Source organism: Aegicerativicinus sediminis (assembly GCF_015476115.1).
Lineage (GTDB): Bacteria > Bacteroidota > Bacteroidia > Flavobacteriales > Flavobacteriaceae > Aegicerativicinus > Aegicerativicinus sediminis.
In genome coordinates this window covers 1,817,855-1,831,182 of record NZ_CP064295.1, presented here as the reverse complement: position 1 = coordinate 1,831,182, position 13,328 = coordinate 1,817,855, and the positions used below count along the sequence as shown (strand labels likewise).

The 13,328-nt window shown below is 35.6% G+C and carries 17 protein-coding genes; all 17 read left to right on the top strand.

The genetic code is table 11. The annotated features are described in order from the left end of the window. Nucleotides 1–30 precede the first annotated feature (30 nt). The 17 genes from ISU00_RS07865 (at nt 31) to ISU00_RS07785 (ending at nt 13,307) form a co-directional block, all read left to right on the top strand. Entirely contained in the window at nt 31–717 is a 687-nt protein-coding gene (locus tag ISU00_RS07865; RefSeq protein ID WP_228853509.1) for a DUF6090 family protein, read from the top strand. 167 nt (nt 718–884) lie between these two features. Further along, nucleotides 885–1,304: a DUF1330 domain-containing protein gene (locus ISU00_RS07860; protein ID WP_228853508.1), complete on the top strand. Its 420-nt coding sequence runs from the start codon at nt 885–887 to the stop codon at nt 1,302–1,304. A gap of 210 nt (nt 1,305–1,514) precedes the next feature. Then, on the top strand, nt 1,515–1,862 hold the full coding sequence (locus ISU00_RS07855) for a VOC family protein (RefSeq protein ID WP_228853507.1): 348 nt from the start codon (nt 1,515–1,517) through the stop codon (nt 1,860–1,862). A 151-nt stretch (nt 1,863–2,013) separates the two neighbouring features. Beyond that, nucleotides 2,014–4,044 (top strand): PQQ-dependent dehydrogenase, methanol/ethanol family, encoded by a 2,031-nt coding sequence (locus ISU00_RS07850; RefSeq protein ID WP_228853506.1) that lies wholly within the window; start codon nt 2,014–2,016, stop codon nt 4,042–4,044. A gap of 153 nt (nt 4,045–4,197) precedes the next feature. Beyond that, complete coding sequence (locus tag ISU00_RS07845; RefSeq protein ID WP_228853505.1) at nt 4,198–4,887, top strand: hypothetical protein; 690 nt, start codon at nt 4,198–4,200, stop codon at nt 4,885–4,887. A 175-nt stretch (nt 4,888–5,062) separates the two neighbouring features. Continuing rightward, a complete protein-coding gene (locus ISU00_RS07840; protein WP_228853504.1) occupies nt 5,063–5,824 on the top strand; it encodes a DUF6090 family protein in 762 nt (253 codons plus the stop codon). A gap of 158 nt (nt 5,825–5,982) precedes the next feature. Next, nucleotides 5,983–6,441 carry a hypothetical protein gene (locus ISU00_RS07835; RefSeq protein ID WP_228853503.1) on the top strand — a complete coding sequence of 153 codons (459 nt, stop codon included), beginning with the start codon at nt 5,983–5,985 and terminating at the stop codon, nt 6,439–6,441. Between the two features lie 40 nt (nt 6,442–6,481). Then, nucleotides 6,482–6,907: a hypothetical protein gene (locus ISU00_RS07830; RefSeq protein WP_228853502.1), complete on the top strand. Its 426-nt coding sequence runs from the start codon at nt 6,482–6,484 to the stop codon at nt 6,905–6,907. A gap of 173 nt (nt 6,908–7,080) precedes the next feature. Then, the gene (locus tag ISU00_RS07825; protein WP_228853501.1) at nt 7,081–8,136 is read left to right on the top strand and encodes a proline iminopeptidase-family hydrolase; all 1,056 of its coding nucleotides are present in this window, start codon (nt 7,081–7,083) and stop codon (nt 8,134–8,136) included. An 81-nt stretch (nt 8,137–8,217) separates the two neighbouring features. Further along, nucleotides 8,218–9,015 carry an endonuclease/exonuclease/phosphatase family protein gene (locus ISU00_RS07820; protein WP_228853500.1) on the top strand — a complete coding sequence of 266 codons (798 nt, stop codon included), beginning with the start codon at nt 8,218–8,220 and terminating at the stop codon, nt 9,013–9,015. 31 nt (nt 9,016–9,046) lie between these two features. Beyond that, complete coding sequence (locus tag ISU00_RS07815; protein ID WP_228853499.1) at nt 9,047–9,535, top strand: DinB family protein; 489 nt, start codon at nt 9,047–9,049, stop codon at nt 9,533–9,535. A 10-nt stretch (nt 9,536–9,545) separates the two neighbouring features. Next, nucleotides 9,546–10,442, top strand: a complete 897-nt coding sequence (locus ISU00_RS07810; RefSeq protein WP_228853498.1) for an alpha/beta hydrolase — start codon at nt 9,546–9,548, stop codon at nt 10,440–10,442. Between the two features lie 40 nt (nt 10,443–10,482). After that, nucleotides 10,483–10,665, top strand: coding sequence for a hypothetical protein (locus tag ISU00_RS07805; RefSeq protein WP_228853497.1), 183 nt, complete (start codon nt 10,483–10,485; stop codon nt 10,663–10,665). A gap of 182 nt (nt 10,666–10,847) precedes the next feature. After that, nucleotides 10,848–11,594, top strand: coding sequence for an SGNH/GDSL hydrolase family protein (locus tag ISU00_RS07800; protein ID WP_228853496.1), 747 nt, complete (start codon nt 10,848–10,850; stop codon nt 11,592–11,594). 177 nt (nt 11,595–11,771) lie between these two features. Continuing rightward, nucleotides 11,772–12,371, top strand: a complete 600-nt coding sequence (locus ISU00_RS07795) for a TlpA family protein disulfide reductase (protein WP_228853495.1) — start codon at nt 11,772–11,774, stop codon at nt 12,369–12,371. A gap of 167 nt (nt 12,372–12,538) precedes the next feature. After that, nucleotides 12,539–12,736 carry a hypothetical protein gene (locus ISU00_RS07790; protein ID WP_228853494.1) on the top strand — a complete coding sequence of 66 codons (198 nt, stop codon included), beginning with the start codon at nt 12,539–12,541 and terminating at the stop codon, nt 12,734–12,736. 178 nt (nt 12,737–12,914) lie between these two features. Further along, nucleotides 12,915–13,307: a VOC family protein gene (locus ISU00_RS07785; protein WP_228853493.1), complete on the top strand. Its 393-nt coding sequence runs from the start codon at nt 12,915–12,917 to the stop codon at nt 13,305–13,307. The last annotated feature ends 21 nt before the right edge of the window (nt 13,308–13,328 follow it).

The following is a 13,328-nucleotide window of genomic DNA, read 5'->3' as shown; positions in this document are numbered from 1 at the left end:
TTCTTTAGACACATCCGTCAATCACTAGTTATGGAAAATAAAACCTCTAAATATTTCAAATACGCCATTGGCGAAATCATTTTGGTGGTCGTTGGTATTCTCATTGCGCTTCAAATTAATAACTGGAATGAGGCTAAAAACAATAGAGCTTTTGAAGTTAAAATGCTATCAGAAATTGAAAAGGGATTAATGGTTGACCATTTGAATTTACAAGAAAATTTCAATGCTTATGCTACCCTCGATAGCACTGTTAAATATTTCTCAAACTTGACCCAAAACAGGGCCACTTTTCATGACTCTTTGTACACGAGATTATGGAATTTAAACATTGGAAGATATTTTCAATTTAACAGAGGGCCATATGATGCTTTAAAATCCTCTGGTATAGATAGAGTGTCTAATGATAATATACGAAATCATCTTATCAATTTCTTTGACTTTGTTTTACCGGTCTTTCAAACTCAAATAGAACATACTACTAGGCGCTATAGGCCTAATGTTGAAATGTTACTCTCACTTCGTGAATATCCATACTTGGATAAAAATAATACTTGGATAGTTAACCGTATCCCTGAAGACATTTTCCAAAAACCAGAATTTGTATGGTTACTTTCAGATATTGAATGGCGAGCCAATAGTTCAAAAAACGCCATCAATGAATTTTTACCAAAAATTGATGCCTTAGCTCAACAGATTAAAGATGAAATTGATAGATAAATAATGAAAGTACCGCCCAGTATAACCCCTATTGCTTCTTGTCTTCCTAATCGGAATCCTCCACCCAACCAAAGTTCCCTCATTTTACTATGTTAGTCTTAAACCAACGCTGCGTTATACAAACAGTTACCTTCAAGCTGAAAACAATACTTATCAAAAGGAACAATATGAAAAGCAAAACAATCTATCTTCTACCCATTCTGTTTTTATGGACATTATCTATCCAAGCACAAACAGAGAAATCCCAAGAACCTATATCTCCAAAAATATTCGTTGTACTAGACATTACAGTACACGACACAATTATGTATGAACAATATAGGGTAAAGGTTGAACCAATAATAAAGAGCTATAACGGGAAATATTTGGTTCGATCTGGCGGCATGGCTTTTGACAAAGACCCCGATAAAATGGTTATTCCAGGTGAAGGGAATTGGAATCCGAACAGATTGATAATTCTGGAATGGAATTCTATGGAGGAACTGCAAAAGTTTATTAACTCGACAGAATATCAAAAAGTAGCTGAACTAAGAAAAAAATCGGCTTCAACTAAATCTGTTATTGTTAAAGAAAATTTGACCGATTGATCAAAATCTGATTCGAAAAAAGAAACCCCAATCCGGATAAAAAATAAATACGCATTCAATAAAAACCTAATAGTTTATTGGTTCTGATTTAATTCTCGAAATATCTTTATCATCAACCGTTGCCTAGTTTTATTTGGTAAATTAGTATGCAGCTAATGCGCCTTTGCATTATACAAACTATCAAGCACAACCATAAACAAAGGGTCATACATGAATAATTTAAAGACATGCCGAGTAAATGTGATGATCTCAGATATGGACCAAGCCATTGAGTTTTACCAAATAAAATTGGGTTTAGAGTTGGTTAACAGATACGGAAATCATTATGCAGAAATACAGGCACCCGATCTTTTAATTGGACTTCATCCTACTACAGGGAAAATCGTAAAAGGAAATAACCTGTCAATTGGCCTTGGGGTTATTAATTTTGATGCAACTATTAAAGAACTAGAATCTAAAGGAATAAAATTTGAATTGGAACAAGACGGATGGATTCGGTTAGCATATTTCGAGGATCCGGACAATAATCAATTGTTTTTAGCAGAAAGAAAAGATTAAAGATATGCATCAAAGTTTTTATTTCCATACCTGCAACGACCCCAACCTACCTTAGATTAACCGTTTTGGTTCCTTGTATGCCAAATAACCCCAAAAAATTAAGTAGATTAGGAACACTTTTTCTACGTCTAAAATGCTAAAACATTACCCTATGGCACATATAAGAATTGGTCTTTTACTAAGTTTCGTTTTATGTTCTTCTTGTATAAAAGACAGTCAAAATAATGATGGCGATTGGGCCTTTCATGGATTAAACTATGAAGAAACAAGGTTTAGCCCTTTATCTCAAATAACTAAAAATAATATTGGCCAACTCGGGTTAGATTGGAGTATCGATTTGGGTGTTAAAAGAGGTATTGAAGCGACTCCTATAGTTAAGGATGGGGTTATGTATCTTACTGGCCCATGGAGTGTGGTTTATGCTATCGATCTCAAATCGCATGAACTAATATGGACCTTTGACCCAGAGGTGCCTAAAAGCTTTGGAGAAAAAGGTTGCTGTGATGTTGTTAATCGCGGAGTGGCTCTAGATAAAGACAAGGTATTTTTGGGCGCTTTCGATGGAAGATTGATTGCTCTAGACGCTGAATCAGGAGAGAAAATTTGGGAAACGCTTACTGTTGATCAAAGCAAACCTTATACGATAACTGGTGCGCCTAGGGTAATAAATGATAAAGTAATAATTGGCAACGGGGGTGCCGAGTTTGGCGTAAGAGGATACTTTTCAGCTTATGACACTGAAACAGGCAAACAACTTTGGAGGTTTTATACCGTACCTGGAGACCCTTCTATACCTTTTGAAAATGACGCCATGAAACATGCAGCAAGCACCTGGACAGGCGAATGGTGGACATTTGGCGGAGGCGGCACAGTGTGGGATGCGATGGCTTATGACACAGAATTAAATACATTGTATGTTGGCACAGGAAATGGATCTCCTTGGGACCGCAATAAACGAAGCCCGGGCGGAGGGGATAATTTATATTTATCGTCTATTCTGGCCATAAATCCTGATACGGGAGAGCTTTTGTGGCATTATCAAACCACACCCGGAGATTCATGGGACTTTACAGCAACACAGCACATAATACTTGCCGATTTGGAAATTGATGGAAAACCGAGAAAAGTTCTCATGCAAGCGCCTAAAAATGGGTTTTACTATGTTATAGACCGAACAAATGGCGAACTTATTTCAGCTGAAAAGATTGCTTATGTAAATTGGGCTGAGGGGGTAGATCTTGAAACAGGAAAGCCAATAGAAACAAAATTCGCTAGATATGATAAAGCTAATATAGATATTGCACCAAATTTTAATGGTGCTCATAACTGGCAACCAATGGCATTTAATCCCAACCTCAATTTAACCTTTATTCCAGCCAGGGAAACCTTTTCTAATTATGGCCAGGACAGTACGTGGGTTTATAATGAAGAAGGGTTCGGCACCGGAAATGGTTGGAATCTAGCAATTGGAACCTTACCCTCCAACCCTACTATTACTGATGAAAAAGCCAATTATTATGGAAAGCTAGTGGCATGGGATCCAATAAATCAAAAGGAGGTTTGGTCTGTTAAGCAAGATAATATTTGGAATGGAGGTGTTTTGGCTACGGCATCTAACCTAGTATTTCAAGGCACTGCAGATGGGCGTTTGACAGCTTATGATGCCACAAATGGTGAATTGATATGGGAAGCAGACTTACATACCGGCATCATGGCACCTCCAGTGACCTATTCAGTAGATGGTATTCAATACCTTACGGCAGTAACAGGCTGGGGAGGCGGTTATGGCATGAAAAACAAGCACACAGATGTACTGCTTCCTGGCACCATTTATACATTTAAAATTGGCGGAACGCAGCCTTTACCTTCAAAACCAGAAGTTCTTGCCAAAAAACTGGTCTCTACCGCCACTCCCTTAGATGAAAATATGGTAAAAAAAGGTGAAAGTATTTTTAATCGATTCTGCGGTACCTGCCATGTAGTTGCGGAAACAGGCGGCGGAGTAGCCCCAGATTTAGGATATAGTGCCGTTGTTGGAACTCAAGCGTTTCATGAAATTGTACAAAACGGTATTTTCCTTCCACTAGGCATGCCCAACTTTGGTGACCGTTTAACGGAAGAAGACATTAATGCAATTGAACAATTTATTTTCAACAAAGCGGACAAATCGAAAATCGAATAAAATTAGTAATGCAGATAGCATAACATTTTTATAATAGTTTGTCCCAACTTAAACTGGTAATTTTCAAAATATTCTTGACGTGGTGATAAGATAAAAAGTTCGTGTAAACCCGTGGAATAAAACCTACAAAAACAGTGGTATAAAATCTAAAAAATGGGGCATAAATTAATTATGGCGGCTTTGGCAATTACGTCGCTATTTTCATGTAAACGGGAAGGCAATTCCAATACAGAAAATACTACGATTGAACCAAAGATTGAAATAATTTCAGAGAATCAAACCATTTCGCAAAATATAGATTTAGAAAAATACATTTATACAGATACCACCTATTTACCCATTATTGGAAAAGGAATAAGAATTCAAAACAGTCTTCCTAAGGGTGGAACCATTGCACCAGATGGAACCCAATATATTGATCCTTCTGGAAAGTCTTACGCATTTGCTGTATTCTGGACTCGGATAGTAAATGAAACCAACACGCCAATAGAGCTGAACATTAATTTCCCCTCAGATTCATCAGCAATTTTTACACCACCAGGTTCCTATCTGAAACTATTTTTGCCTACAGATAACATGAGTTTTGATAAATTATCATCATTCAATTATGGTTTAACGGAACTAAAATCATTTTTTGACAGTAATCTTAATAAAGGATCTAGCCTACATAAAATAATCAATCCGAATGAGGAACATATGTATTACATAGCAACCCTTTCCTATTTAGCAGCTGGTACTCCAAGGGCAAAACTTACCTTGAAAGAAAATAACCTTTATTACCATATGAGTTTATCACCAGAGGATTCCGGAACAATGGCAGTCGGTAATATTCAATTTAAATAAAAAGCATCCCGCAATAATGTAAGCCAACTAAAACAACAGAAATATTTCAATACTATTTCGATTCACTTTTGAATTCTCCTAACCACTAAGTTTTACCATTTTACTATCTTAGTTATTATTCCCCACCCCGATCTATTAGGTCCGATAACACTTTTTTAATTCTAATTATCAACCGATGATTTCATTATTTAGAAAAATTAGGCAAAAGTTACTCTCCGAAAACAAGTTTAGCAGATACCTGTTCTATGCCATTGGTGAAATTGTACTAGTAATGATTGGCATTCTATTAGCATTACAAGTGAATAATTGGAATGAAAACAGGAAAATTAATAAACAAGAACTACAACTTTTAAGGTCTTTAAAGAAGGAGTTTACCTATAATAAGGACGAATTAAATCGTTCCATTTTAAAAACCCAATTAATACAGAAACGATGTGAAACTATATTAAATAATACAGGCAATAATGAAATGACATTGTCTGAATATGAAAGTGATTCTCTTATCAATTCGGGGTTATTAAACATAATCTCTTACGACCCTAGCAACGGCATTATGAGCGATATCATCAATTCAGGCAAAATACATATTATTAAAAATGAAGAACTTAAAAATCACCTTTCAAATTGGAATGGATTACTAAACGATGTAAAAGAAGATGAAACTTGGGCAATTAATGAAAGAAACAATATATCGTTCCCATTTCTTTACAAGAATTCAAATTATACAAAAATTACTGAAAACATAAGAGATGACACTTCTATTACTTCAGGTTTTGAAACAGACTATACAGAAATATACCAATCCTTGGAGTTTGAAAATCTTGTTAATAGTCAACGGATTTGGAATATGAAAAACGAACGCAATTATATAAGACTTAAAGAGAGAATCGAAAAAATAATTTCACTTTGTGATCAAGAAATTAGCTCGAAAAAATAAGCCAAGTGAAAAACAACATTTAAACCCCAGATACTGATCAAATAATCAGTATTTTCTTACTTCTAAAAATTGACTTATATTAACAATCTGGTTTTGAGAATATGGCATCTTAAAATTAGAAAAAATGCTAGCACCTAAGCTTGGAAACCCAAATTATCATGAATAACTTATTAGCAATAGTTCTATTATTTTTCTCCTCTTTAGGTTACTCCCAAATTAATTCAAGCTACAAGACCATTCAAAAAAACTTTGGCGACAATAACTTAATAGCAAATAAAACTTCTGACAATCACTATCAGTTTAAGACCTTAGGGGCATCTGAAACAATTAAATTTAAGTTTGATAAAGAAAGCCTTGTTAGGATGATTGAAGTTGAAAGTGAAGGATCAATTGATAACGCCCGATTTCATGAACTGGCAAAAGAGCTAAATCCGAAATTTAAATTAACCTCAACTGGAAGCACGGATTATTTAAACTTGTTTTATGATTCAAAAAATGAACTGTTAAACATTAAAATTTTTGAGACCGCTAAAAAGGTAAAATTGAAAAAAATCATTTTCATATCAGACACAAACCTTATTTCGGAAATGATCCCGGACATAAAAAACTGGAAATGATTAACTTGACGCTAACCATACATCAATACCTAAATCTGAAATGAATAATCTGACCAAAAAACCTCATTTGGTTTATTTAACTGCCATCCCAATATTAATTTTAATGGGCGTTTTTAGTGGAGACGCTAGCTTCGATATAAATATTAAAGACACTTATTTAATTGTTTCTTATTTGTACTTGACCCTTGGAATTGCCATACTTTTTGGAATCATCGGAATTGGATATTGGATGGTTCATAAAGCCGAGAGAAAATTATCCAAATGGCTTACTTGGACCCACATTATTTTAACATTAGGAGGAACTTTAGCAATTGGCATTTTAATTCAATTTAATAGAACCAAATCTTTGGGCAATGATTTCAATAGCAATTTTACATTAGCTATCTACCTTATCCTTTTTCTTATCGTTATCGGCCAATTAATTTTCCCGATTAATATTATTTACGGCCTTGCCAAAGGAAAATAGAATCTATTTGAATATCAATTATTAAACTCTTTACCCAACTTCTCCCAACAGATATTGGGGCTATCATCTTCTCGACTCACCCTATTTTATTATCTTAGTGAAGCCCAAAGTTACTGCTAAGTTTACCTGCCGTTAGTGGACAATAAAACCTTCAACTAACCAAAAAAACACAAATGAAATTTTTATCCTTTACACTGGTTATTCTGTTATTCGTAAGTAGCTGTGCCGATAACAAAAAAGAGACTGTTACAGAATCTGAAACATCTTCATATTTTGATTATTCCAATAGCGATGACCAACTTACGGGTGGCATTAAAATGATTCCTATTGAAACCGAAAAAGGAACATTTAATGTCTATACAAAGCGCGTGGGCAACAACCCTAAAATGCGTCTACTGTTACTTCATGGAGGCCCAGGAGGAACGCATGAGGAATTCGGAAATTTTGAAGGATTTCTACCTAAAGAAGAAATAGAATACATTTATTACGACCAACTCGATTCTTATTATAGCGACAAACCCAACGATTCTACCCTTTGGACCACCGAGCATTTTGTGGAAGAAGTGGAACAGGTAAGAAAAGCACTAAACCTCACTAAAGACAATTTTTACTTGCTTGGTCAATCTTGGGGTGGCATACTGGCCATGGAATATGCCTTAAAATATCAGGATAACCTTAAGGGACTTGTCGTTTGTAATATGATGGCAAGCGCGCCTGCATATGGTAAATATGCCCATGAGGTGCTAGGGCCACAAATGGATCCTGATATTTTCAAGGAAATTATGGATATGGAAGCGAATCAAGAATTTGATGACCCAAGATATAGTGAGCTTCTAATGAACCATTATTATACAGAACATATCCTTAGAATGCCAGTGGAAGAATGGCCTAAGTCTATAAATCTGCTGTTTGAACATTTAAATCCAAACATCTACGTATACATGCAGGGCCATAGTGAATTTGGCATTTCGGGTAATGCTACACTCAAAAACTGGGATATAACGGATAGATTAAAGGAGATAAGCGTGCCTACCTTAATACTTGGTGCAAAATACGATACTATGGATCCCGAACATATGAAATGGATGGCAACAGAAGTACAGAATGGCCGGAGCGTTATAACAAATGGTAGTCATGTATCTCAATTTGATGACCCAGACACCTTCTTCCCTGCTGTTATAAATTTCATTAAGGATGTAGATAAAGGCGAATTCAACAAAGGGGATTAGAATTAATAACCATCGAGGACTGAATCGCCTTTTGGCAAATTATTAGGATTGCAGGTAATCCTAGTAAAGCACTATTATACTATGAAATTTGGTCACTATCTAATTCTCATTGTTCTTTTTTGCAATTACTCTGTGTGGTCCCAAACTACGGTTGATGGTAGTAAGATGGTACGTGTATTATCTTTTAATATTCTACATGGCGCAACTACTAAAGGCGATTTCAATTTGGATGTAATTGCCAAAATAATCACCGATGCAAATCCAGATTTTGTGGCTATGCAGGAAGTTGATTTTAAAACCAATAGAGCCAAAAAATATGATTTGGTAACCGAGCTTGGGTGGAGAACCAAAATGGCTCCCATTTTTGGCAGAGCCATGCCATATGATGGTGGAGAATATGGAGAAGGCATTTTATCTAAATATTCCTTTTTACAAAGTCGCAATATTGCCTTGCCTCACTACCCAGGGAACGAACCTAGGGCTGCCTTGGAAATTACAACAGTGCTCTCATCAGGCGACACTATTGCTTTTATTGGAACCCACTTAGATCATTTAACTGATGATAAAGACAGAATAATCCAAGCGACAAAAATCAATGAAGTCTTTTCCTTAAATAAATACCCAACCATTTTGGCTGGAGACCTAAACGACGTTCCCGGTAGTTCTCCCATTAATATACTTGAGCAATTATGGACCTCTTCTTACAATAAAAATGACCCTAGACTAACTTATCCATCAGACAAGCCATCCATAAAAATTGATTATGTGATGTTTTATCCAAAGCACCGATGGAAAATACTTGAAACGGAAGTCATTTGCGACACCATTGCCTCAGATCATTGTGCTTATCTTGTTATTCTTGAATTGTTGGAAGAATGAAAATACATTTCATTATTTAACTTAATAACGCATGAACTCTCTAATAAATCATATAATTCAACAATTGGAAGAAGTTCAAAACGGAAAACCTTGGGTAGGCAGTTCCTATAAAAGCAAACTAGAAGAATTAAATGAACCCATAGTTTTTGTACGACCCAAAGATGACTTGCACAGTATTGCTGAAATCATTTCGCATCTAACTTTTTGGAGAAAAGAAGCTCTTTTGAAAATCCAAACCGGCACAGGAAGCAAAACAGATGACTGCGAGGAAAACTGGTTGACCAACGAACAACTTAAACCCTTGGGGTGGCATTATATTTTATCTGAATACAACAAAACCCTCACAGAATTAATCAATTTATTAAAGACAAAGGACGACAGTTTCCTCAAGGGGGAATATTACGATACCGATTTTAAAGCCATGTACCCCTACAGTTTTTTAATAAACGGCATGTTACATCACGATCTTTACCATTTAGGGCAACTTGGCATAATAATTAAACATTTGAAAAAAAAGTAAATCCATTAAAATGAAAAACATCGCTATCTCTTTATCCATATGTTACTTTTTGCTTTTAAGCAGTTGCTCTAAAAATTTGACTTCCATTCCAGATAAATCGGAGGAAGAAATAGCAACTACCTATTCAATCAAGAAGGATGTTTCTTATGGAAGGGATGATGAACAGAAAATGGATATTTACCTATCCGATGAGGCCAAGTCTTATGGCAAGAACAATTTTACCATTGTCTTTATCCATGGTGGCGCCTATTATTTGAGCGATAAAACCAAGGAGGAGAGGTATATACAACCCTATCTGAAGAAGGGGTTAAATGTGGTTAATATAAATTATAGATTAAAAAGAGGAATCCCCATGGCAACCTCTGATTTAACCAATTCACTGAATTATCTATTGGCAAACAACAAGGCCTACAACTTGAATTTAAAACATGTAATCGTGACGGGGTTTTCCGCAGGGGCTCATATGGCAACAATTGTAGGCCTCACACAAAACAACCCCAACTATACACATAAATTAAATAAGGGAGTTAGGATTGTCGGGGTAATCAACTTTTCAGGTCCGGTTGACGGTCTAGATGATATAGAAAAGATTTTTGTAGATCATGAAAATGAACTTTTTAGCAAGGCCGGGAAGGCACTTTTCCCGTTGAGTCACCCTTATGAAACAAAGGAAACCATAGCGATTTATGAGCCTATAACCTATTTGGATGCAAATGATCCTGCTATTTTAGTGTGGCATGGAGGAAAGGACGACCAAGTTCCACCTCAAACATTTGAAACATTTGTTCAAAAATTAGATAGCAAAAAGGATAAGGTAGTTTTTAAGCCCGAAGCGTTCCATAGTCCAAATAGCAAGGAGTTAGAAGAGGCCTATATTGCCATTTTTAAATTCTTGGATTCACTTTAATACAAAACTTAAACCCCCTCTCTCATAATTAACAGATAGAATGACTAAAAAACTAGAACCTTATAAACGATATATTTTCCTCGGGATCATTTTTATAGCTCTTGGGGTTAGCTTTTCCACTTCTCTAGGCGACGAAACAGGTTCATTAGGAACGGTATTTATTGCGGTTGGAGGACTCTTTTTTATTATCGGGATGAGCAAAAAACGAAAAGAAGGAAAATAGCCTTCATAGGTAAATCCTAAGCGACTAGAGAACAAAAAATACAAGGTAAAATTCAATGTTTAAATTGAAGGAAGGATTCCTGCATTCTAAAATTCATTATTAGAGTCTAATCATTTTAGTATCTTAGTAATCAATCAACTAATTACTTCATTGATATCAATTACACCCCAAATAACATTCCTATGAAAAAATTAAACCAATTGTTGGTTATTGTTTTTGTGCTATTGACAGGACAAAGTTTTTCCCAACAACCCAAAGATACCTTAAGGGTTCTTTTTGTAGGTAACAGCTATACATATATGTCTAATATCCCCCATTTGGTTTCCTTAATTTCAGACCATACAAGAACAAAATTAATCACATCAAAAAGTGTGGCTGGAGGTGCATGGTTAAACCAACATTGGAATGGAGAACGAGATTTGAAAACTTTGGAAAAGATTAAAAACGGAAAATTTAATATTGTAGTGCTTCAGGACCATAGCATGGGAGCAATTGTGCGCCCAGACAGTTTGTTATTGTACGCCAAAAACTTTTCCAATTATATTAGACAGAACGGGGCTGAACCCTATTTCTATTCGACCTGGGCTCGGGAAAAAGTACCTCAATACAACGAAACAATTCGAAAAGTTTATACTAAGGCGGCCAAAGAAAATAATGCAGGTATTGTTCATGTTGGCGACACCTGGGAAAAAGCCAAACAAATTCGGCCCACTATAAAGCTCTATGAAAATGATGGCAGTCATCCATCTGAGTTGGGAGCATTTTTAACCGCTTGTAAATTTGTAAAAGAATTAACCGGTGAACTTCCTGAAGAATTACCATCCTTTTATGATTGGACCGACCAAAATGGAGAATGGATTACCCTTATTGAGCTAGATCGATTGGATGTTATTTTTTGTTCCAAGATAATTAATGAAATCACCAATTAGAATGGGTGATGAAATTTAAATCTACCCATTTAGCTTATGCTTACAACTGTGGGTTGAAGGTATGTAACAATGGTTACGAAGCACAATCAACCCTTCTATTATCTTTGTCTTTCTTAAAGTTTAAACAACCTTGCGGCAATTAACAAACCTATTGCCAGGTACTTCAGCAAAGAATATATGAAGCCAAAAACAAAAAAGTCCTTGATAGAATACGGAATTTTCATAGCCGTTGCTGTGGTATTATATGTTACGGGACTACATACGGAGGTAATTGGTTTTGCGCAACGAGGTATTTTAGCAACAGGCTTGATGAACCCCGATGTTAGTGAAGAATCTGTAGATGCAGATACTTCAAATGAAGCACCTATAAAGGTGAATTATAATTTGAAACTAATTGACGATAAGGGCAACATAACCTCTTTGGAAGATTTTAGAGAGAAAGTTATCTTTTTAAACCTTTGGGCTACCTGGTGCCCTCCCTGCGTGGCCGAAATGCCGAATATTGCAAAATTGCATGAAGAAGTAAAGGATGAAGTTGTCTTTGTAATGTTGTCACTAGACCAAGATTTCAACAAGGCCATTGATTTTAACAACCGAAAAGGCTTTAACCTTCCTATTTATACCCCGGGAAGTGCATTACCCCAACAATTTCAATCATCATCAACTATCCCCACCACCTATATTATTGATGCCAATGGCAATTTAGTTCTTACCCACAAAGGCATGGCCAATTATTCCACAGAGGAGTTCAAGGAATTTCTCTTAAAACAAAAGTGATACCCGCTAGCAACAACAACTAGTTTAAATCCATTAGATTTGTGTTGACGACATAAAAGATATAAACGCAATTATGCGTTTATCCATACGTTGTGCGTCATTGAATGAGCTTAATTAGAATATTACTTTTTACGTTATTAATTTTTCTTTTCCTCACATTGATAACGATGAAAATTCAAACGCCTATTGACGGTTCTGACACCTATGGCTTTCCCATAACGTTTTATACAGTTTTTAGTGGTGAATGCGTTGATTGCTTGGAAACCAAACCAAAAATTTCATTTAGCTCTTTAATTATAGATGTTTTTGTTTCAGGAGTTTTGGGGTTAGCCATAGATTATATAATTAAAAGATTTAAAAAATAAAAGACATTAAAAAATTATAAAACGCCGCACAACAACGTATAACGCCCATTGCTTCGTGGCTTCCTAATCGGAATCCACTCGCCAACCAAAGTTCCCTCATTTTACTATCTTAGTTCTAGACCAACGCAACGCTGCGTTATACAAACCGTTGCGTGTAATGTAAACTGACGAATAAAACATGAATTTGAACCAAGTAACAGTACCCTCTTTGGATTTGACAAAATCAATTCCTTTTTATGAAAATTTGGGACTTAAATTAATTGTGAAATCCCTACCACACTACGCAAGATTTGAATGCCCAAATGGAAACTCTACCTTTTCAATCCATTTAACAGACGAATTACCAAATGGAGATGGAATTTATGTGTATTTTGAATGCGAAAATCTTGACGAACAAGTTGAAAAAATAAAAACTAAAGGAATTGAATTTGACCAAGAACCGATTGACCAAAAGTGGTTGTGGAGAGAAGCAAGATTAAAAGATGTTGACGGAAATCAACTGATATTATTTTATGGCGGTGAAAATAGACTAAACCCACCTTGGAGAATTGAAAACGGAAATGAGGATTGATTAAAACATTACACACAACTT

Excerpts from the sequence above, each read along its gene's own strand:
- ISU00_RS07865 (WP_228853509.1), top strand. The coding sequence starts at position 31 with ATGGAAAATAAAACCTCTAAATATTTCAAATACGCCATTGGCGAAATC.
- ISU00_RS07860 (WP_228853508.1), top strand. The coding sequence starts at position 885 with ATGAAAAGCAAAACAATCTATCTTCTACCCATTCTGTTTTTATGGACA.
- ISU00_RS07855 (WP_228853507.1), top strand. The coding sequence starts at position 1,515 with ATGAATAATTTAAAGACATGCCGAGTAAATGTGATGATCTCAGATATG.
- ISU00_RS07850 (WP_228853506.1), top strand. The coding sequence starts at position 2,014 with ATGGCACATATAAGAATTGGTCTTTTACTAAGTTTCGTTTTATGTTCT.
- ISU00_RS07845 (WP_228853505.1), top strand. The coding sequence starts at position 4,198 with ATGGGGCATAAATTAATTATGGCGGCTTTGGCAATTACGTCGCTATTT.
- ISU00_RS07840 (WP_228853504.1), top strand. The coding sequence starts at position 5,063 with ATGATTTCATTATTTAGAAAAATTAGGCAAAAGTTACTCTCCGAAAAC.
- ISU00_RS07835 (WP_228853503.1), top strand. The coding sequence starts at position 5,983 with ATGAATAACTTATTAGCAATAGTTCTATTATTTTTCTCCTCTTTAGGT.
- ISU00_RS07830 (WP_228853502.1), top strand. The coding sequence starts at position 6,482 with ATGAATAATCTGACCAAAAAACCTCATTTGGTTTATTTAACTGCCATC.
- ISU00_RS07825 (WP_228853501.1), top strand. The coding sequence starts at position 7,081 with ATGAAATTTTTATCCTTTACACTGGTTATTCTGTTATTCGTAAGTAGC.
- ISU00_RS07820 (WP_228853500.1), top strand. The coding sequence starts at position 8,218 with ATGAAATTTGGTCACTATCTAATTCTCATTGTTCTTTTTTGCAATTAC.
- ISU00_RS07815 (WP_228853499.1), top strand. The coding sequence starts at position 9,047 with ATGAACTCTCTAATAAATCATATAATTCAACAATTGGAAGAAGTTCAA.
- ISU00_RS07810 (WP_228853498.1), top strand. The coding sequence starts at position 9,546 with ATGAAAAACATCGCTATCTCTTTATCCATATGTTACTTTTTGCTTTTA.
- ISU00_RS07805 (WP_228853497.1), top strand. The coding sequence starts at position 10,483 with ATGACTAAAAAACTAGAACCTTATAAACGATATATTTTCCTCGGGATC.
- ISU00_RS07800 (WP_228853496.1), top strand. The coding sequence starts at position 10,848 with ATGAAAAAATTAAACCAATTGTTGGTTATTGTTTTTGTGCTATTGACA.
- ISU00_RS07795 (WP_228853495.1), top strand. The coding sequence starts at position 11,772 with ATGAAGCCAAAAACAAAAAAGTCCTTGATAGAATACGGAATTTTCATA.
- ISU00_RS07790 (WP_228853494.1), top strand. The coding sequence starts at position 12,539 with ATGAAAATTCAAACGCCTATTGACGGTTCTGACACCTATGGCTTTCCC.
- ISU00_RS07785 (WP_228853493.1), top strand. The coding sequence starts at position 12,915 with ATGAATTTGAACCAAGTAACAGTACCCTCTTTGGATTTGACAAAATCA.